At 53.5% G+C, this 19,496-nt stretch carries 18 protein-coding genes; 12 read left to right on the top strand and 6 right to left on the bottom strand.

All coding sequences use genetic code 11. The annotated features are described in order from the left end of the window. Window positions 1–66 precede the first annotated feature (66 nt). From GY937_20075 to GY937_20130, 12 genes are all read left to right on the top strand, one after another. On the top strand, window positions 67–315 hold the full coding sequence (locus tag GY937_20075; protein ID MCP5059008.1) for a hypothetical protein: 249 nt from the start codon (window positions 67–69) through the stop codon (window positions 313–315). Continuing rightward, window positions 308–535, top strand: coding sequence for a hypothetical protein (locus GY937_20080; GenBank protein ID MCP5059009.1), 228 nt, complete (start codon window positions 308–310; stop codon window positions 533–535). The genes GY937_20075 and GY937_20080 overlap by 8 nt, the downstream gene beginning before the upstream one ends. Continuing rightward, complete coding sequence (locus GY937_20085; GenBank protein MCP5059010.1) at window positions 532–672, top strand: hypothetical protein; 141 nt, start codon at window positions 532–534, stop codon at window positions 670–672. The genes GY937_20080 and GY937_20085 overlap by 4 nt, the downstream gene beginning before the upstream one ends. Next, window positions 669–968, top strand: coding sequence for a hypothetical protein (locus GY937_20090; protein ID MCP5059011.1), 300 nt, complete (start codon window positions 669–671; stop codon window positions 966–968). Before GY937_20085 ends, GY937_20090 begins: the two co-directional genes overlap by 4 nt. A gap of 373 nt (window positions 969–1,341) precedes the next feature. Continuing rightward, window positions 1,342–1,668 (top strand): hypothetical protein, encoded by a 327-nt coding sequence (locus GY937_20095; protein ID MCP5059012.1) that lies wholly within the window; start codon window positions 1,342–1,344, stop codon window positions 1,666–1,668. 137 nt (window positions 1,669–1,805) lie between these two features. Beyond that, window positions 1,806–2,012: a hypothetical protein gene (locus tag GY937_20100; GenBank protein ID MCP5059013.1), complete on the top strand. Its 207-nt coding sequence runs from the start codon at window positions 1,806–1,808 to the stop codon at window positions 2,010–2,012. Between the two features lie 2 nt (window positions 2,013–2,014). Further along, on the top strand, window positions 2,015–2,896 hold the full coding sequence (locus tag GY937_20105) for a PD-(D/E)XK nuclease family protein (protein MCP5059014.1): 882 nt from the start codon (window positions 2,015–2,017) through the stop codon (window positions 2,894–2,896). 10 nt (window positions 2,897–2,906) lie between these two features. Continuing rightward, window positions 2,907–4,124: a hypothetical protein gene (locus tag GY937_20110; GenBank protein MCP5059015.1), complete on the top strand. Its 1,218-nt coding sequence runs from the start codon at window positions 2,907–2,909 to the stop codon at window positions 4,122–4,124. Then, on the top strand, window positions 4,121–4,669 hold the full coding sequence (locus GY937_20115) for a hypothetical protein (protein ID MCP5059016.1): 549 nt from the start codon (window positions 4,121–4,123) through the stop codon (window positions 4,667–4,669). The genes GY937_20110 and GY937_20115 overlap by 4 nt, the downstream gene beginning before the upstream one ends. Window positions 4,670–4,807: 138 nt before the next feature. Continuing rightward, window positions 4,808–5,959 (top strand): hypothetical protein, encoded by a 1,152-nt coding sequence (locus GY937_20120; GenBank protein ID MCP5059017.1) that lies wholly within the window; start codon window positions 4,808–4,810, stop codon window positions 5,957–5,959. After that, window positions 5,956–6,483, top strand: coding sequence for a hypothetical protein (locus GY937_20125; GenBank protein MCP5059018.1), 528 nt, complete (start codon window positions 5,956–5,958; stop codon window positions 6,481–6,483). Before GY937_20120 ends, GY937_20125 begins: the two co-directional genes overlap by 4 nt. Before the next feature lie 78 nt (window positions 6,484–6,561). Then, on the top strand, window positions 6,562–7,032 hold the full coding sequence (locus tag GY937_20130; protein ID MCP5059019.1) for a hypothetical protein: 471 nt from the start codon (window positions 6,562–6,564) through the stop codon (window positions 7,030–7,032). 376 nt (window positions 7,033–7,408) lie between these two features. On the opposite strand, the gene GY937_20135 is transcribed toward GY937_20130, so the two are convergent. The 6 genes from GY937_20135 to GY937_20160 form a co-directional block, all read right to left on the bottom strand. Next, the gene (locus GY937_20135; GenBank protein ID MCP5059020.1) at window positions 7,409–7,681 is read right to left on the bottom strand and encodes a hypothetical protein; all 273 of its coding nucleotides are present in this window, start codon (window positions 7,679–7,681) and stop codon (window positions 7,409–7,411) included. 80 nt (window positions 7,682–7,761) lie between these two features. After that, a complete protein-coding gene (locus tag GY937_20140) occupies window positions 7,762–12,543 on the bottom strand; it encodes a hypothetical protein (protein MCP5059021.1) in 4,782 nt (1,593 codons plus the stop codon). 3 nt (window positions 12,544–12,546) lie between these two features. Then, on the bottom strand, window positions 12,547–13,614 hold the full coding sequence (locus GY937_20145; protein MCP5059022.1) for a hypothetical protein: 1,068 nt from the start codon (window positions 13,612–13,614) through the stop codon (window positions 12,547–12,549). A 10-nt stretch (window positions 13,615–13,624) separates the two neighbouring features. Then, window positions 13,625–14,338, bottom strand: a complete 714-nt coding sequence (locus tag GY937_20150; protein ID MCP5059023.1) for a hypothetical protein — start codon at window positions 14,336–14,338, stop codon at window positions 13,625–13,627. 9 nt (window positions 14,339–14,347) lie between these two features. Next, entirely contained in the window at window positions 14,348–14,827 is a 480-nt protein-coding gene (locus GY937_20155) for a hypothetical protein (GenBank protein ID MCP5059024.1), read from the bottom strand. A gap of 74 nt (window positions 14,828–14,901) precedes the next feature. Next, window positions 14,902–19,125, bottom strand: coding sequence for a hypothetical protein (locus GY937_20160; GenBank protein MCP5059025.1), 4,224 nt, complete (start codon window positions 19,123–19,125; stop codon window positions 14,902–14,904). Window positions 19,126–19,496: the final 371 nt, after the last annotated feature.

Here is a 19,496-nt window from a genome sequence, read left to right on the forward strand (position 1 = left end):
TAGGTGCGATGGCTGTGAAGCATACGCAGACCACACAAACCCGTATTGAATCCAAGGAGGTGAGAGGTGATTAAGAATCAAACACTTGTTGAAGATGTGGACACATTGGACATAACGACAGACCGCGAAGGATATTGGGCAATAGCATTCTCGATCCTTGAGATTGCTAGGCAACTGGAAAGTTTGAGTATTGCAATGACAACACCCATTAAACTTGGTGTTGACCCAGATCTTGCTTGTCCAATTTGTGGAAAACTTTGGATTGATCGAGAGCGGGCTTTAGCTTGCTGTTCAAAGGAGTTGACAGATGAGTGACAAGGAGGAAACCAGTAACGCGAAGTTCATCAGGCTCCCGCTAGAGGGGTGCTGGCTTCAGTTCAATGAGGAGTCAGCCAAAGACTTCAAAGCTTGCGTGAAGAACCAATACAAAGCAAGGGGTGAGAAGGTACTCGTACGGGTGATCAAGCGCACGGTGAAGGGTTTTGGTGCGGAGCGTGATGTGTGGATGGTCATTGCGAGGAGGAATGAGGAATGAGTGCTGGAGAGATTCTGATCAACCTGTTCATCTTCATGTTCGGGTTCTTCATCGGTCGGGTGATGCCAACCAAGCGCCCCAAGACAAACCACGCCATGACGATCCAATGGCTCGAGAATCAGGAGAAGAAGAAATGAGCTATGACGCCTGGAAGACCCGTTCCCCCGATGACCAGCGCGAGCTGGACAACCCTGGCTTGGAGCCTGCGAAGTGTGACAGGTGCGGACACGAGATGCTTGAGAAGGATCTCTTCGAGGGAGAGTGTGTGGTGTGTCAGCTTACGTGTAGAAAGTGTGGGGAGATGATGACCCGAGACCAGCTAGTTCACGGTGAGTGCCTCGTGTGCTGGAGACATCAAAAGCTGAAGCATGTTGAGGAGTGTCGTGAGCGAGATGCTATGGAGGAGTGGGACGGTGACGAACTACCCTTCTGAGCCCGTGATCATTGGCTTTGCAGTAGCAGTGCCCGAAGAGGAAAAGACAATCGGGCATTGTCAGACTCATTGTGGACGGCCAGCTAGGGCCGTGTACTACGGTGACCTCGAGATGAACGTTATCGCTAGGAACCTCCTTCCCAACGATCATGATCTCGTCTTTGCTTGTCCAACGTGCGGGCTAGTCTGGCGAGTCTTTCCTCAAGGGAAGAGTCCGGGAATAGAGAAACCCCCCAGTTCGCCCCTGGAATGACCGGGAGGTTTCTCAACGCGAAGGCTGGGTCCCGTGTTCGGTTACCATGAAGGAGGACCCACGCCCAGGGTGCCAAGGCCCTGCTTCGAGGTCAAGAAAGACGCCAAAAAGGAGAGTCCGATGAAACGTTTCATCTTCGTGACAATGGTTCTAGCCCTCCTGATGGTGGGTAGGTGTGACATGACCCCGGATAGGCGAGATCAGCTCCTGGACACTGGAGGTGGTCTGGCGCAGCCCAGACTTGAGCGTGAGGGCCTCACGTCTGATCAGGCATCCCAGGTCGTGGACGCTTCCAAGAGCATCGTGAGGGACGCCACAGACGGGGGAGACTTCGATTGGACGAGGCTGATAGACGTGGCCATCATCGCGGGAGGTATCTGGGGTGGTCGGAACTACACCCGTAAGAAGGCACTGGAGAGGAAGACGGATGCTCCTCCCAAGGCATGAAAAGAGCCCCGGCATCATGGCGAGGAAGCATCGGAAAGACACCGGGGCAATCGAAAGAGGAGACTCTCACCGAAGTGAGGTGAGTCGTGAGATCCACCCTACCTCGGTCTTCTCCCACAGTCAATAAGGAGACCGCTATGTCCGAATTAGAAGGTCCAATGAGTTTGCCCCTAGGTTGGGGTTCGCAGCCCCGCAAACCTGTGTTGCAGTGGGATAAGCAAGATTGTTTGCAATTCCTGCTCTTCTGGGCAGAGATTTGGAATCATCAAGCTGGTGGTTACCTTGCAAGCAATACCCTAAGTGGCCTGCTGCAATGTGTGAAGGTAGCCAATCAGGGGAAATGATCATGAGTGAATTAACCGTACCGAACTGGTTTTCCCCTCTCGGGGTGGATGTTTCACACCTGACGGAAAGACGGGGCCAGCCTCTTCCTCCAGGAAAGGAGAGAGATTACATCTCATGGTCCCAGATTAAGATGGTCCTCAGGTGCGAACGCCAGTACTGGCATCGCTACAAGGAAGGAATCAAAACCCCTCCCCCAGCTTACTTGATCCAAGGAAGTAACCTTCACAAGGTCCAGGAAATCCACTACCGCTCAAGAATCGCAGGGTATTCGGGGTTCGTGAACCCCAACGATGCGAGAGCAGCTTACGAGTACTACCTGAAAGAAGCTTGTGAGCGTGAAGAAATTGACTGGGCAGGTAGTAGCTACGAGAGAACCTTGGATGATGGAACAACCTTCAGCAAGATTTACTTCTCTCAGATAGAGCCAAGTATTCGTCCGCTCGAGGTAGAGCTTCCATTTCGTGTCAAGCTAGGCGATGATTTTCCCTTCCTGCTCCATGGCTATATCGATCTTCTTGATGGACAGAATGGAGTCATCATCGCAGACACCAAGTTCATGAGCAAAAAACCTACTGACTTGGAGATTCGCAAGGATCTTCAGAGTACAGCCTATGCTGCTGCGTATCGTATTGAGCGAGGAAAGCGAGAAACCATGTGTAGGCTGGACTGCGTGATCAAGACGAAAAAGCCTTACTCACTGATGATCCCAATCGAGCGAACCAATCAGGAGATCGAGTTCTTTTTCCAGATAGTGGAGGGAGCCACCCGCAAGATTCTCCGGATGGAAAAGGAAGAGGACGCGGTTCCGGATCCAACTCACTATCGTTGCAGTGAAGGGCAGTGCGGGTACTGGCGCACCTGCATGGGTAGCTATGGGTTCTAAGACATATCAGGTGGAATACGAAGGAGAAGGCACTGTTCTTGAGACAAGAAGTCTCAAAGCAGCACGATCCAAGGCTACATACAGTGATCTTGATTTGTTAGGACATACCAAGATTACGTTGAAAGAGACAGGGGAGAGAATCCCCAGCAGGGAGGTAAACATGCCACCACCAAAAGACACACTCAGTTTACCCGCCTCAGGTGAGGAGGTGGATCCGCGGACAGGGGAGATCTTCGGAACGTCATCTCTCGAGGACCCAGATTTTCTTAAGATCCAACGGGAGAGAAACAAAGAACTCAAAGAACTCTCAGATAAAGCCCAGCGAATCTTTGAAGCCAAAAAAGTCCCTCTCACAGGAGGAGATTTTCCCTACAACAGGGTCCTCCGTCCAGGTCACCTCATCAGGGACAAGGACGGGGATGAAGCCTCCCTTCACAAGACCTACATCTCAGAGATGGAACGTAGGCACCTGAGAAACCTCGAGATCATGGACTACATCGTGAAACATATTCTCGTGGAGGACGTGGACTACTACGTTCGCCTCAAGGTGGTAGAGAAGCCTGGCCAACGTCCCAAGAAGGTGGATGAGAAGATCCTGATGAAGGGGGGCGCAGAGAAGATCCGCAACGTCCATGGACTCCAAGCCAAGACAGAAGTGGACTACGGAGTTCAAAGCGTGCTTGAGAAAGCAGGGTTGAAGGGACATTTCCCCTTCATCACCACACTTACCAACAGCCTCGGGGAGGTAGTGAGTACAGGCCGGGGGGTGGGTATTGCAGACGCGAAAAGAAACACGAACTCAGCCGTGAAGATGGGACAAAAAAGCTCACACATTGATGCCAACCTCAACTTGGGATACAGCAGTATGTTCGCGCAAGAGCCCGATGAAGGACGTCAGAGGGACCTTGACAACGGACCCCGAGCTGCGGTAGACCCGAAAGTCTCCGTTACGCTTCCGCCCGAGACTTCAGGTGGTGAGACTGAACCCGGGTTCAAACCAAAAGAACCCGAGTCCGAAACTCCATATGAGAAGGCTAGTTCTGATGATGCAGCCTACATCCAAACCTTCCTTCAGTTCCGAGGGTTCACTGGTAAGGAGGGTGAAAAGAAAGCTCTCGAGAGACACGGGGTAGAGCGCGCAGAGGATCTCCCCAAGGAGACAGCAGAGAAGATGGTCAAGGCCATCAAGTCAGAAGTCCAGAAGGTATCTGAGGGAGGTGAAAAGTGAAGGTCAACTGGGGAGACATTCCCGAGGGTGGTGGAAATGTCATCGTGCCTGATGGCTGGTATCTGGTGAAGGTGCAGAACATAGACCTTGGGTGGTCTTCTGCTCAGGATGAAATGTGGATCTTTTGGTACGTGATTCAACCAGATGACCGGGCACACAAGTACGTAGGTCAGAAGATCCGAGACTCGATCGCCTTCTCACCCAAGGGACTTGGCAGGTGCAAGACAGTCCTAACCCGCCTCGGATGTCCTGGGCTCACAGCTTGGGAGTGCGATGAGACCGTGGCGGATGACACCTTCCATTCTCGATACTCTAACTTCTTGGTCGGGAAGACTGTGCACATAGAGGTCTTTCAGGATAGCTACGAGAAGAATGGAAAGACGGTAAGGTGCAACCGAGTAACCTTTGATGGTTACCGGATGACGAACGAGGGGGCTCAGGAACGATCAGAAACCAAGGCCGGGAGTCCCGGTATCTTCGGTAATCCAGGTGATCTCGCACCCCCACAACAGAAGGAGATCCCTCTAAACGAACTCCCTTTCTGACATGCGCGAGGTGACACCGATGTCGGTCTTCCCCATCTCACATCAACCATCTCTTACCACGACACGGTGTCACCACCTCCCAGCCCCCTCCTGGAGCCTGCTGCCTGGGAGGGGGCATTTACATAGACGGAGAGAAGGGTGAAGCCGTCCAACCTGTTGATGGACATCCAGAATTGTGGCTTGAACATCCCAGAGCAGAAGGACGCGCTCTACCTCATCACCTACCTAGCAGCGAAGGCTTACCCTGACAAGGTTCTCACCACCTCTGCCCGTCTCTTGATGAAGGCCCTCGGATACTCTGGGTGGACGTCTATTCTTCACCTTCTCGAGGCACTTGAGGAGGGAGGGTGCGTGGCCTTTCGTGAGCTGAATAAGAAGCGTAAGTCCCGTAAAGCGGTAGCGGATCTGTTCGGGGATCCCTTCGAGGAAGTAACCCATGTCAACGTGGTACTCGTTAAGCATCCTGCATGGTTTGGCAACGAGCGCAAACGAACCCCAGACCCCTTCCAACACGCCTACAAGAAGTATATGGCCAAGCTGGATGTACTTGACCCTGAAGCTGCCACACGCGCCCCTACATCCGATAAGGTTAGACACTACTGGGAATGGTGGCGGGACAAGTTCAAGCAGTACCACGAGCAGATCCTAGGCAAGCGGGTGGACTACAAGGCTGAGAGATCCTTTGATCAAGATCTCGCCTACATCTCCGAGCTAGTCACCATGGATGATGAGATCGTGTGGAGAGCAGCCAAGGCTGTGCTCAAGGGAGAAACATCTGGGTGGAATGACCAGAAGGGACGTCCTTGGTGGCTGGCAGGTCAGCGCACTATCCGCGCGTGGCTCGAGGGTGCCAAGCTTCTTTTGCATCGAGTGACTACCTTCCAGCAGTTCCGGGTGACCGGAGTCATGGAAGAATTCTACAAGAACTGGTGGGAAGGCAAGCTCACGTTCGAGGAGTGCCGTGGTCTCTATCAGCTAGCGGAGGTTGACTTGAAGGAGGCTATGGCCCTGGCGAAGGAGATTCACGGGTTAGAGTTCAGCCCTCAGGAAGCGGGACTGGGAGGTGTGCCAGAGCATATCAGTAACCGGGTGAACGGGGTTATCAAGGAAGCCCCGAAGACAATCGAAAACCCCTCATTATTTGACCTGACGGATGAGGATGGTCATGGCGAGAAGCGGGTGGGAGCTGAGAAGGAAACCAAGTTCAAGGGAGGTATGAAGTGGCGTACAACGTTTACCAAGAGTTCCTCACGCCAGAAGAAATTGCCTACGGATCGCACGCAGGAATGATCTGGCATATCAGAATGAACAACAGAGGAAAGAACAAAGGGCCACAGTGGTGTGGACGAGCTATCCGTGGGGCTCTCGCAGAGATGGCCTTTTGCAAGTGGGCTAATCTCTATTGGAGTGGTCTAGGTTCTGCGTGTGCTCCTGATGCTGGCTTTCACTTTGAAGTGAGGAACCACGCAGGCGAAAACTATCAGCTTGAGTTCAGACCAAAGGATGATGAAGGAAAGGAGAACAGTATCTTCATCTTTGCATGGGGATACTATGACAGGTTTGTTTTTCACGGATGGCAAACTGGTCACTACATCATGGACCACGGAAAGGAAACAGACTTTGGAAATGGTCGTCCAACATGCTGGGCTTTGCTAAAGGACCACTTGAAGGATCTCCGAGAGATTGCCTTTCTTGGAGAAAGATGGACGGAGGTACAAGACGAAAGCATAGTGAGGAGGATGTACGATGAACCCGCTGCTGGAACTCTTTGGGATCCTGGAAAAGAAGAAGAAAGAGATAGGGGAACTATTTGACCACGCTGCAAATAATGACACTGCTGTCAAATATGCTTACGTAGAAAGAACCCTATACTGGGTACAGGAGCAGATTGCATGTCTGGGAGTAAGAGCCGTCAAGGGAAGCGAGCCCGGAGAAAAGGACACAACTTCGAGCGAGCCATCTCCAGAATCTTTCGTATCTGGTGGCACTCCACACGAAGAGGCATTCAATCGAGAGCTGGAGGAGATGAGGCGGGTGACGTTGAAGGGACCCCACCCTTCCACATCGAGTGCAAGAACCGAGACCGATGGGCCATCCCCGCTTGGTGGAACAAGCTAAAGGGGGAGTGCAAGGATGAAGGAAAAGTCCCCCTCCTCGTGGTGAAGCTCTCGAGGGCTCACGCCACCGAGAGCCTCGTGGTGATGAACCTCGAGGATCTTTTGGCTATCATCACCAGCCCTGTTGACTTGACAGAGAATGTCATCTTTCGAGATACTGGTTGGTTACGCAAGAAATACGACGGAGTTTATCATGCCCAGCAAGAAAGAGAGAGAGACGCCCTCCTCCTCGGACCTGTTGATTGAGGAGACCCTCAAGTCCCTCGAGAAAGCCAAGCATGTGGAGGAGACCGAGTCACGTAAGGCAGGACGTCCCGTACCGAAGGATATGCACGCCTGTCCCTCGTGCAAGGCTCTGATCCCAAAGAGCATGGAGATGTGCGCTAGCTGCGTGATGGGGAAGGATCCGAACTGGTGAGACGGAGGTCTTTCCTCAAGTCCTGTCTGGGAGCTATTCTCTTCTCAGTAGCTCCGATGTGGGGATGGGAAGGGTATCACGCTCCTAAGCTTACCCCTCTTGAGCAGTTCGATGAGATCTTGAAGGAAGCATACATAGAACCCATCCGAGAGTTTCTGAACTCAAAAACCGATCTCCATGGGGTTATGTTTCAGAAAAGCTAGCCTACTTCCCAGTCTCGATCTTCCGAAGGCGTGAGTCAATCGAGTCCAGACGAGTCTTGATCTCACTCACATCCTCACGGAACCATTCGGGCGGAACCCCTTGCATGATCCTTCGCTCGAGTTCCATCCCATCCTTGTCCGTGAAACGGTTGTTCTCGATGGTGCTGAGACGCACCTCGTGAGCCACTGCGGTGGCCCCGAGTACACACGCCAGATAGAACGCCACCTTGGAGAGAATGTCCCAGACGCGAGAAGGAGGAGACTTCTCATTCACTTTCTTGGCTCCTGTTTGTCCACTTCCCGCAGTGGCCAAAGCGTATCCTCCTTCCTTACGGGGCAAACTATTTTGAAATCCTACCTCGAGGGGAATGCGTCGTCATAAGCCCCCGCAGCAAAAAGACCCTGGCTTTCTAGTCCCCTTCTCGCGCTCCCTCTCCTGCGCTCCCATCGGGTCTTGGTGAGTCTTCCGTGGATAGCTTTCGCACGTCCCCACAGCCACGTCTCCGTGGGGTAGTTCTTCATCAACCAAAGAACAATGGTTCCAGGGTTGGAACTCATGACCCACTTCTCTTCAGCAAGGGCTTTCTGCGCGTCGTTCGTGATCTGCTGTCTCCGAGATGACTCCTCGCCTCCCACATCCCTGAGTCTGGCAGTCTCCCTGCGGTAGAGCTGAGTGTTCAGATCCTTCGCTCCTACTGCCTTCTTCAGGTGAAGGGTGATGTCCCCGTCATCGATGAGTTCCCCGGTGTCTCTGTCCCTGAAGACCCCTCCTGACATGAGGGAAACAGTGCTGTTCACGAAGTTCAGTAGCCCGATAGGTGCCAGCTTCTCGTACAGAGGCCCCTTGAAGTTTCTCTTGACGTCCGCTAGGGCCTTGTCACGGGCGTACTCGTTACCTTCCAGGGTGGACTGGCCCAGCTCGAAGACATCCATAGCTTGCTGGGCGAAGGGGCCGGGTCCGAATGCGTGCATCGCTGAAGGATAAGGAGTCCAGATCATTCTCCGACCTGCAATCTCCACCTCTTCGGACATCTCAGGGCCTGCGAACCAGTTCATGATGTCTATGCCCAAGAGCTGACCCATGGTGAAGACTGCAAGGTTGGCCTGGATGGTCAGTCTGAGGGGAACGCTGAGGGACTTGACTCCAGCTCCGACGCCACCATATCGAAAGGCATTTCCGACGGTACCAACCATTGAGTGAGTGATATTGAGTGGCCAGGTAGCGAGCATTCCAACCATTCGTGACAAAGGGCCTCCTTGGATCGCCATCGGAGTACCCATTTTACCGTACTTGAATTGCCACTTGTCAACGAAGTGTCTGGCATACATGAATCTGGCTTCATCGATGGCTCCACTTTTCACGAGTCCAAGGACGGTATTCCCAATGGCCGGGGCCTGTTGCGCAGCAAGGATACCATTACGGAACTTTTGGATGGCTCCCTTATCCCCCCGCATGACTCCTTCAGCGTGTCTCTCGAGGGTAGTATCGAAGCGTGACTCAGCAGCTGCGTTTGTCATGGCCCGGTTGAACATATCCGAGATCCGGATCATGACCATCGAGGTGTCCGTGGCCTTCTGGTAGACGTCTCCCACTCGAGAGCGGAGCATCGATGGTTCACTGGTCAGGGCAGGTTCGAACTGATCAATCAGTCCCTTATCCTGGAGCCTCTTCACTTCATCAATGAAACTCTGATGTCCCCTACTGAATAGCTTTTGAGCTGCTTTGACACCGTGGTACATGCCCAGCTCAGAGAGTGCGATGTTCGTCTGGAACATATCCCTGAGCATGTTCATGGGCTTGAGACCCACATAGTGCATATAGGCACCAGACGTTAGTACGCCTGAAATCTTATCACCAAAAAAAGGATCACCCATGGCTCGCTGGAAGTACTCCGAGCCCGTCATCTGGTGCATCATACGCGCAAAGTTATTCGCGCTATCCTTGATGAACCTTTCCTTCTTGGTAGGGCGTCCTAGCGCGCGTTGGATGAAGGTGGTCCACATATCCAACACGCCCTGTGAGGACTCACCGTAGTTGTTCCGGATGAAAAGAAGCTGTTCCTTAGCCTGCTCCACGGGCCCCTTCAAGAACTTCTTCTTGGTGCCAGCACTGACGTACTTCTCAAGAAGGATGAGAGGATCCTTGATGAGCTGTTGCTTGGCGTCAGGCTTGCCCTTACGTGGCTTCTCATACCAGACGTCTATGTCCTCGAGGCGTTCACCCACGTCCGCAGCCATGCGGTTGAGAGTCTCATTCAGGTGGGAGATGTAGTTCTTTCGGTAGCGCTTGACTCCGAACTCAGTGAATAGTTCATCGAAGATCTCCCGAAAGACCTTCGAGATTCTTTCTACCTTGGGTCGGATCTCTGATGGGACCGATGAGACTGGAACTCCATCGAGGACATCGTAAACCCAGGTACTCTCCTGGCGGGTCATCCCCACTCCGCGCTCGAAGACTCCGAATATGGAATTCTTCCGAACAGCTCCCACCGCATGAAGTCTGTTCGTGATGCCCTTCATGGTCTTCTTGAAGTAGGGCACTGATAGATCCAAGGCTGTACGGACTGGGTTGTAGACCCTAGTGAAGATGTGGTAGTAGCCCGGGTCAGGTTGCCCACGATTCTCCTGGCGGTAGGCCACCTCGTGGATCTGCTTGAGTTGATCGAGGAAACTAGCCTTGGGCGGAGGAAGATCTCTGGCAGGGGGAATCTCCGAGTTCTTCCCGAGAGATGCCTCGAGGGCTTCGTGGCGAGCTGTGCGAGCTGCCTTGATCTCCTCAGCGGTGACAAGTCCCTTACCTAGGTCCAAGTCCCACCGGCGAAGAGATCTCATCCTCCGGATGAAGTCCCTCATGGCCCGGGTGATGCCCCCACCTCCAGCCCCCAGCATCTCGAACCTGGACCCTGAGGCCACTTCGATGTAGTCCGCCACAGGACCGTGAAGGAGATCCTCCGCCCCCACTCCCTGGGATCTCCTACGCTTGGCCATGTCCTTGAAGTGGTCCATGGCGAATCTCTCTTCTACCGGGAATCCACCCGCAATCTGGGCATACCGATACTGGGACAAATTGTCCCAGAGCCTCTCGGGTGGAAGATGTCTGCGCCAATCCTCCATCGTGGTGCCGTGGGGTCTGTACTCGGGAGCCCGGGGGTTGAAGACCGCGAAGTCCTGCCACTCTCCACCTGGCATCCGGGACTGAAGAATCTCGTACTCCACCCCCTTCAAGCGGGTGCGCTTGTACTGGACCTCAGCTCCCACGGGAGGAGGCTCTGGAGCTAACCACTCTAGCCCGAATCTCTTGGCTCCGCTCGCATCTCTAATCAGGTTGTCGGTAAGGGCTTGGAGCGGAACAGGAAGCTTTCCTGGGGGCTCCAGCTCGGTGACAACCTCGAGGGGTTTCTTCTCAGCCCCAGCCCGGCGGAGTTCCTCTCGTACCTGCTCTTGGCGTTCCCTACCAGCCACCCTCTCAAAGACTTCTCGCTCCTTGGCTCGCTTGGCCTCCTGGCGTACCTCCTGACCCCTGCGAGTCTCCGCCTCGAGCCATTCCTCTTGGAACCTCCGGGTGCGCTCCGCCTGCTCCACTGCCAGAGCCTCAGTGGCACGCCCCTCTCGCTGCGAGAGAAGCCACTGACGGTACTCCTCTTCCACACCCAGGGGTTCCTTGCGCTCCTCTGGGGCACGCTCAGGACGTCCTAGACGGTCTAGCTCCTCCACATACCCGCGTACTCGAGGGTCCGTGCTCGAGCGGATGACAGCCTCAGGGACCTCCTCTCCGCGCCTGAGAGCTTCGTAGATCTCCTTGGCGTGCTCCTTGCGTAGATCAAACTCCCTGATGGAGGGCTTCATCTCTCCGGGAGGAAGATCCTCACGAGCCATAACTGCTGAGACCCACTCATCTTCGGTCACTTCTGAGGGGGTCCTGACAGCCTCGGGGCCAGGGATAGGATCTCTCCCGAGGATTGCCCGGGCTGCGTTCAGTTCAGTGTTCACCTCCCCCGCCCGCTTGGCTAGCGCTTCAACCTCGGATGTTAAGCGAACTCTCTCCGCGTCTAGCTCATCCCGCTTGGTTTCCCAATTCTTCCGATCCTTGGATCCTCTCTTGCCTTGGTCCGTCTGTCCGTGCTTGGAAATAGCTACCCTGGCAGCCTTTAGCTCATTATCACGCTCCTGCCAGAGACCCTCCTCATCCTTCATCCGGATGGAGAGATCAGCTACCTTAGCTTGGCTCATCATGCGGTTGGCAGCATCGTAGTGGCCAGCGATGTCCTTCATCTCCTGGGGCGAGAAGGACTTGCGAGGACCCACTGTCATCCGTCCCTTGAGGAACTTCATCCAACCTGGGCTCTCGGGGGTGAGACCTTCAGCCACAGCTTCATTGACAGCAGCCTTCACCTGACCCTGACGAGCGTTCCCCCGGGTGAAGCGGGCACCGCGCGTCACGGCTCCAAAGATGGCCCCTGCTGCCATCCCGGACTCGATGTCTCCTCCCATGACCGCCTCCGCGGTCCCGAAGAGAGTTCCACCGAGCGCAGCCTCTCGAGCTGGGCCAGGGACAGCCTTGTAGGCGAGCCTCTCAGCAGTTGCAGGGAGACGGCCAACAGCGCGTCGTGCTCCTGCCCCCAGGAGCCTGTGGCCTCCCAAAAAGGCTGCCATGGTGCCCGCCTCTCGGGCTGCCCCTGTCAACATCTCGGAGGGTAATTGCTCAGCCTCAATCTCCCTGCCCAGGTAACGGGCTCCCGCCTCCGCTGCTCCGAACCCTCCCGCTCCTGCAATCGTTCGTCCAGCCTTCCCTGCCCCGAAGAGTGCTTGTCCCGCTACGGGGATCTTACTGAGGATCCCCGCTCCTCTCACGAAGGGGACGAGGGAGGCAGCGAATCCTGCCACCCCTCCCACCTTGGAGAGGGTTGGGTGTTTCTCCTCGAGGAGGCGAAGGTGTTCCTTGTGTTCCTCAGTCACGAAGGGATCGGTCAGGCCACCCAGCCTGAGGAAGTTGTACATCAATGCTTCTGATTCTCTGTCGGGGACGTACGAACTCCCGAAGAGATCGTGCATCTCCTCCCCTTCCCCGAGAAGCCTCTTTTTGCGGGGGTCTGTCTCATCGAAGAGAGCAGCGAGTCCAGTGTCTTCCTGAGCCATGGCCTACCTCTGTGGGCGTGTTTTGGATCGTGGTGGAGGTTGCTCCTCTCTACTCGCAATACCAGCCTCCACTAGAGCATCCCAGATCTCGTAGTCTGTTGGTTCTCTTCCAAGTTGTTTCCGAAGAAGTTCCCTGTATTGCTCAATAGCACCTCGTCCGTAGGGTCCTACACGATCAAGAACCGAAGGAAGGTTTTCCTCTCCCAATGGCGGATTACGTTCAGACCACGCCTCAAACATCTCTCTCTCTACTTCAGTCTGATCCTCTCCTGGAATGTATTCCTCAGACGTCCGTGTACCAAAAGTTCGAAGCCTCCTCTCGAAGTTCCTGAGGGTTTCAAGTTTCTCGTAGGGTAACATCTCCTTCATCTTCTCTTGTTGCTCTGCCCACCTTTGCTGTATTTCTTCAGGACTCTTCTCCCCTTCGAGAAGATTGTTCAGAGCTAACTCAACCTTACCCTCGAGTTCTACAATCTGATCTTCTACTGACCTTCCTTCAGGGAGCACAGCATCCGCAGCAGAACGGAGAGCTTCTCCAACACTATCAAGGAAGCCACCTTCCTCCGTCTTCGTTTTCTCTGCCTCTCTCATCCATGGCAAACGACCAGTTTCAGGATCTCGCTCACCAAACAAGATACCCATTTCTTCTGCGCCTTTGACTGGTTCGCCCATCAAGAGACGAGAAGTAAGAATATCCGCTGCCTCTTCGGTATACCCAAGGGAAAGATACTGCTGCTTCAAAGCATCGTACTGTGCTTGTTTCTGCTCAGTGGCAGCCTCTTGTTTCCGTCTTCCAGGTCTTGCTCTGAGTTCATAATCTCGAGCTTCTTTCAGCTCCTCTTGACTCACTTCATCACCAAAGAGAGGACGAAGGTCTTCATCCATCCACTCGGTTTCCTCGGGAGATACAGGCTCACCCGCTGCTCTGCTCCGACCGAGCCTCTCCTCTGTAAGCTGGGTCATGAGTTCGTAGTAGTCCCGCCTGGGCTTGTCTCGGAGATATTGCACACCACCCCCAATAGCACCTGAGGCAGCACCCATCAGAAACTCTCGCCAGTTCTTACTCGTCATTCTTCTATCCTCAGAGAGCTGAAATCAAGGCAGCAATGGCGCCTTCTGCTGCCTTCGAACCAAACTCAGCCCAACCTTCACTTCCCTCACCACCAGCAGCCAAACCTTCCTCAGACAGAAAGGTGTTAGCCAACCGAGCCCAGAGGTCAGACATATCCCGAGCAGTAGCTAAACCCCAATTCTGTCTCGCTGAAAGCTGAGCCATCTCCGCTTGCTGAAAGACGTCCCCTAACTGTTGGGCTTCCTGGAAAGAACCAAGATGTTGTAAAGCGGTCCCCATTCCAGTCCCCTCGAGGCCAGCCCTCGCGATACCCTCACCCGTTCTCCTCCGCCTCTCAGTGCCAGCCCTACGCACCTGCTCAGTGCCCATGGCAGTGAGAGTGTCCCTCATCTCATCTCCGCGAAGATACCGAGAGATCTGTCGGATGAGAGGATTCTGTTGATACTCCTTCAGGCCAGCATAAGCGAAGTGGTGGGGCCTGGGTTCCATGCCCCCATGCCTACCCTTGAACTCCTCCCAGAAATCATGGAGTTCTTCAGAAGCTCCACCCATTCTCCTCTTAGCGCGTGATCCTTTCTCTGCTCCAGCTCCCCACTCACCTTCTCCTAGAGCACTCAAGTAGTTCTCAGCACCCCAGTTTCTCCAGTCAGGACCGAACATCTCATCGTATCTGCCCTGCTTGTCCTTCTCTTCGCGTTTCTCGTCTATCCAGCCGTTTGGCATGATACAACCTCATACTCTGAAGAGAACAATCCTCACCGTCCTCTGATGCTGTCCGTCCGCAAGATACTTGAATGCCACCGTAGAATCAGTCCACAGATTGTCAGGGTCACCCGCCCCGAGACTCCCGTGAGGAATGGGCCACCCAAGAAGTCTCCCATTGCCTATGGTTGATACAGACTTAGGATACTCGTTATCCCACACAAAAGCCCACCGGGTGGGAGTGAATCCAAGATCATGAGTGATGCTCTTGTAGTATTCATCAGTCTCTCCCGTACCAGTCCCATCAGTGTGCATTATGAACTGAAAGGAAGGAGCAGCCGGCATCCCCAGATTGTTCACCGTATCCACAGCTTGCTGCATGGCTGAGAGGTCTTCCCGCAGGTCCCCATGCCTGCGAGCCTCGATCGGATCATCATGACGAGGGACGTTGTCACGTACAAACGAACGTCCAAAGGATGGCACCCGTGAGATGATGTCAGTGATGGCCAAGGGGCGTCCTCCCTTCGGTCCTGGAGGAATGCTCGGGACAATAGGCTTGATGCGAGGGATAGTCTCTGAAACTGTCATGTCGGAACCACATATGGCCGGCGTGCCTTCCTGAAGTAACCGATCCCAAGATACTGGATCTCCACACCCCTGACCGCGTTGTTGTCCTCTATCTTGAACTTGAACTTAGAACCTGACCCTAGAAGCGGTCCCGGTGATACACGAAGAGAAGTATTGTCCACCGTGAGGGTCTGATACCCAGAATCCTCGATCCACTTGTAGAGGAAGTTGTACGTTCCAGTGAGGGTAGACTGGACAACCTGCTCAAAGTTGATGTGATGGTTTTTCTTTATCCGGAAGGAATCCCCGAGGATGAGGTTCCCGGACTCGTACTTCAGGTCAATTCCACCGATGATGTAGGTATCTCCTGCCTTCGGGAGAAAGTCAAACTTGGGAGAGACAACCGGATATGTGTAGAGAGGCGGAGTAATGTCACTCGTATTCCAGTAAGTACACAACCGGGTAGAAACAGTTCCAAGGGCAGCTGCACTGTTCGAACCAGCAATAAGAGTGATCAGAAATCCCACACCTTTGCCTGTGCGGTCTCCTCCAGGAAGACCAGTTGATTTGTAGTCCAATTGAAACGTGGACGTGGTAGCATCCTCAATACCATCAACTGATAATGTTCCTGTGAGTGGCTGATCTACAGGAGTAGTTCCAGCGTTCCAAGTAGCAAGGGGAAGACCATCCCAGTCCTCATCCTGATCAAACCTCGAGACGAACCCAGAATCATCTCCCACCCAAACTTCCTCGGAACCCGCATTGTCTCTGATCTTCTGGAGCGTAGAGAACTTGGGTACAGTCCAGATACCGAAAGGTCTCTGGGGAAGCGAATAATCCCACACGATGATCTGATTCGTGGCATCCGCACTCGAGTCCGGGATACCCAACAAGATCATGTTCTTCTTGAGCCAGTGAATCATCTGCCACCCATCAGCCTCGGTCAGATCAAGAGCCTGATACGTAGGCTCGATGTTCTCAGAGAAGTATTGGGGAGCTTCTCCAGTCGTAGCGTACAGCCCCTTCTGACCCGCTACGATGACTCCGACTCCGGTGACCTCTGTGATGGCGGATCTTCCGGCAAGTCCGTCATCTGCTTGCATGGGTGTTTGAGAGACTGGAGGATCCTGAGGACTATCCAAAGAGATATCGAAACCCTGATCAACGAACAGTGAAGAACCTTGATCAGTCCAACCAATTACCCTATCTCGGTAGGACTTGAGCCCCCTGATAGATACGCCAGAGCCTCGGTCATCCGCAATATCTAGCAGGTAGGTGGTCGGAACATACTCAGGGAATCCGATGCGTGAGAGAAAAACTCTTTGCCCGTCAGTGTAAAAAGCCCTTCCTTTGTAAAGGACCCCATCCTTGATCTCCTGAGGGGGCTTGTTGTTGAAGAAGCTGTCCAGGTTCTCCCCAAGCTCTCCATCTGCTCTCTGAAGGTAGAGAACATCTGACCCAATCGGGAATTGGTCTTCGTAGAAAAAAGTCCCTCCGTTGGCAACAGTTCGGTAGATCCTATAGTGAGTAACCTGCTCGTCTCGAGGCACAGGAAGATAACGGTAGTTGTAGTTGACGTTCGTTGAGAGATCCCCAGGAGCCAGGACTATCGTTCTCGTAGCATCTCCAGAGGTCCCCTGAGTCGTGATCGTACATATGGGACCCGGGGCACTCTCCACTGAGGTAGTAGCGGAAAAGTACGTCAGGACAAACTTGTAGGTAGACCCAGCAACCAATCCTTCATCCGTTGGATGATCCGCCTCAAAGTGATTGATGCGCCTATGCCCAAATACTTGAGCTGTTGCATTTTGAGCATGGTCCACAAAGGTAAAGGCAGAATCCGTAGAGTAGATAGGAGCTTCAAGCCCCGCTGAGAATCCTCTCTCCCCTACGAACTTCAGCATGGGAGCACCTGGAATCATGATGAACATAAAGTCCAGATAGACGAAAGCCTTCCAGTGATCCGAGGAACCCTCAAACCCTTCTTTGATCAGCTCGAAGGTGTCCGAACTCGTGAGCTTGTAGATGGCCCCAGGAACTCCCACGAGGATAAGACTGTCCGCATTCTCCCGTCTGTACTCAGCAATGAACTTGATGGGGGATCCCCCATCGTACGTGACCAGCGCTTCCCCATAGAGAACATCGTCTGTTGCCTTGAAGGATGGTCTGTATGGCCACTGATACTTGATAGAAGACTTGACGCCACCAATGAAGGTAGCAGCGAACCCAGCCGTCAGGTCATCAAACACGGCCTCCGTGGTGAGATGATTACCCAAGGATCCTTGGTCTTCTACGAAGTCTCCAGACCCGGCATTGAAGTTCCAGTGCGATAAGAGAATCCTGCCAAAGGCACTGAGCCTCGTAGCTGGAAGAGGAATCCCAAGTGCTTTTGCTTGATCGTCGTTGTTCACCACGATGTCACTGAAGACTGAGACCTCATCCACATAGAATGGATATCTTGCGGATTCGAGATATCTGTTCTCAAGAACTATCCCATTAGGGTCTGTCTTTGAAACAGACTCCACGTCCGGAACAGTAAATCCATCCGCAGCAACCACCTCATCCTTCGTAAGAGCAGGAGCCTTGATGTCCGTCCAGTCAGGAGCATCTCCGATAGTGAACACGTACCGAAGGTTTCCTTCAGATTCGTTGGGAGTTGACTTCGCGTCTGTGGCTACGGTGTTACTCAGAGTCTCAACTGTGGGAGTCCCATCAGGATCTGTCACCACGATCATCTTGATAGTTGCAGGAAAACTTGAAAAGTCCTTCGTGATGAATACACAGTACTCCGTATCCTCAACCAATGCAGTACTGGTCAGACCAAAGGCTCTACCATTGGACTCATCTCCCCACCACAGCCTGAGAGCCCCTACCCCATCATGCCTGAGGAGTCTCAGCCACACCTGAAGATACTGGGTCCCTGTGTCAGCCACGGTGTTCGGTGCTCTGTTCTTCTGGCCTCCCCAGTATGAACCTCCACCCAGATCAGCAACCGTCCCAGCAATATAGAGAAGCGTTGAGTGAGGATTGGGGTCATCCGCTCCCGCCCCTGAGTCTTCCATGAAGCTTGCGGGAGTTTGAAAACGTAACCGATACGTAGCTTTATCTAACTCCTGGACATCCAAAGTGGGAGTAGCTTCTTCCACCGATGTCCGATAGAGATAGGCATTGGGAACGATGATCATATCGTTCACATCGAATCGAACGCATGAGTCTGAGGCATCAAAAGCATCGTCCCACGAACAGCTCTTGATTCCACTCTTCAAGCGGTAGTCAGCTGCCCGGCCACTGTCTGACTTGGTGATCGAGGGAAGCCCAGACCCATCATTCATCTGAGAGTAGAAAGTAAGACTCCCGTAGATGTTCAAGTCTGATCCACCCGTCTCGTCCTGTACGTTCACGTCTGTCCCATCCCCCGAACGAATGAGCCTATCACCATACTCGTCATAGTAGTTCGATGGGGAAGCATCGAGCCCGTAGATGCCCTTCGCGTTCCTGATCCGCAGTTCGTTAATCTTCCCGACAAAGGGAATGTCTGAACGTACCTTGCTCGAGGCTCCCGTCTTGTCATGCCACCCCTCGATGTGGTTGTTCCACCCCACATGAAGAGGAAACCCGTTGTCATCGGGAGCGTTCGTCCTTTCTGTCCCCGTGAGAAGTGTACTCCCACTGATACTGCCATTGATATAAATCTGGATCTTCTCATTTGAAGCAGCTTCCTCGAACCGAGTTACGAGTACGTGATACGTTTCTCCCGGAACAATCTCCACATAGGTAGAGCCCCCCGCATCCGAGGGGCTCACATAGACCGCATTCCCGTTGATAGTCTGCCAGAACCAGACTTTGTAAATTCCCTCACTTGCCTGTGCTCCAGGAGGTTGGTCTTCTGCTGCACTCCCATTATTCGAGTCCGTGATGAACAGGTTCAAGTGGTTGATGAATGTTTGGTCATCTTTGTACCCGCTCTTCTGGAGAAGCACAAATTGACTTAGACCAAGGGAATCACGCCCGTATGGATTGACGTCCGCTTCTAGCTTGAAGACCAGTTCGATCGTGTAGAAGTTCCCCAGGCTCAAGTCACCCGTACTAGCCTTGTCACCGATAGGGTCATGAGAGATGAGCAGAGGAGAAAACTGATTGATCTTCAGAGCAGACTTGGGTATGGCCGTGGTGTTGATCCTCGTGAGACCCCCTCTCTTCTTGAAGGTCTGATCGGAGGTATCAATGTTCTGGTAGACCACTCCCTGACCCGGGGCTACCAAATCATCAGGCCCTACAGTCTTGAGCCCACCCGTGAGAGAGATTGGAGGATGAAGAATCCAGTTACCCACTTAACCACCCCAAGGAAGACGGATCAGGATAGGAGTCAACTCAAGACCAATATCGTTGAGGGTCGTACTGAGAAAAAACTCGAAGCGAACAATCTGGAAAGGATAGATCGGATATGGCTCCCACTGCCTAGGAAAAGAACCTCCAAGTCCCAGAGTCGTGATGGGCTTGAAGGTAGCAATCAGTCTACTCGGTCCGTGAGAAGCACCACCAACACTCGAGGCAGCACTTCCCTGGAGAATCGTAGCAGTATAAGGACCCCACCGATGCCTGATCAGACCTA

It is taken from the genome of bacterium, assembly GCA_024228115.1.
Classification (GTDB): domain Bacteria; phylum Myxococcota_A; class UBA9160; order UBA9160; family UBA6930.

Bases quoted from the DNA above. Each gene is read 5' to 3' on its own strand.
- GY937_20125 (MCP5059018.1), top strand. From the start codon at position 5,956: ATGATCTGGCATATCAGAATGAACAACAGAGGAAAGAACAAAGGGCCA.
- GY937_20105 (MCP5059014.1), top strand. From the start codon at position 2,015: ATGAGTGAATTAACCGTACCGAACTGGTTTTCCCCTCTCGGGGTGGAT.
- GY937_20095 (MCP5059012.1), top strand. From the start codon at position 1,342: ATGAAACGTTTCATCTTCGTGACAATGGTTCTAGCCCTCCTGATGGTG.
- GY937_20140 (MCP5059021.1), bottom strand. From the start codon at position 12,543: ATGGCTCAGGAAGACACTGGACTCGCTGCTCTCTTCGATGAGACAGAC.
- GY937_20130 (MCP5059019.1), top strand. From the start codon at position 6,562: ATGTCTGGGAGTAAGAGCCGTCAAGGGAAGCGAGCCCGGAGAAAAGGA.
- GY937_20145 (MCP5059022.1), bottom strand. From the start codon at position 13,614: ATGACGAGTAAGAACTGGCGAGAGTTTCTGATGGGTGCTGCCTCAGGT.
- GY937_20080 (MCP5059009.1), top strand. From the start codon at position 308: ATGAGTGACAAGGAGGAAACCAGTAACGCGAAGTTCATCAGGCTCCCG.
- GY937_20100 (MCP5059013.1), top strand. From the start codon at position 1,806: ATGTCCGAATTAGAAGGTCCAATGAGTTTGCCCCTAGGTTGGGGTTCG.
- GY937_20085 (MCP5059010.1), top strand. From the start codon at position 532: ATGAGTGCTGGAGAGATTCTGATCAACCTGTTCATCTTCATGTTCGGG.
- GY937_20090 (MCP5059011.1), top strand. From the start codon at position 669: ATGAGCTATGACGCCTGGAAGACCCGTTCCCCCGATGACCAGCGCGAG.
- GY937_20150 (MCP5059023.1), bottom strand. From the start codon at position 14,338: ATGCCAAACGGCTGGATAGACGAGAAACGCGAAGAGAAGGACAAGCAG.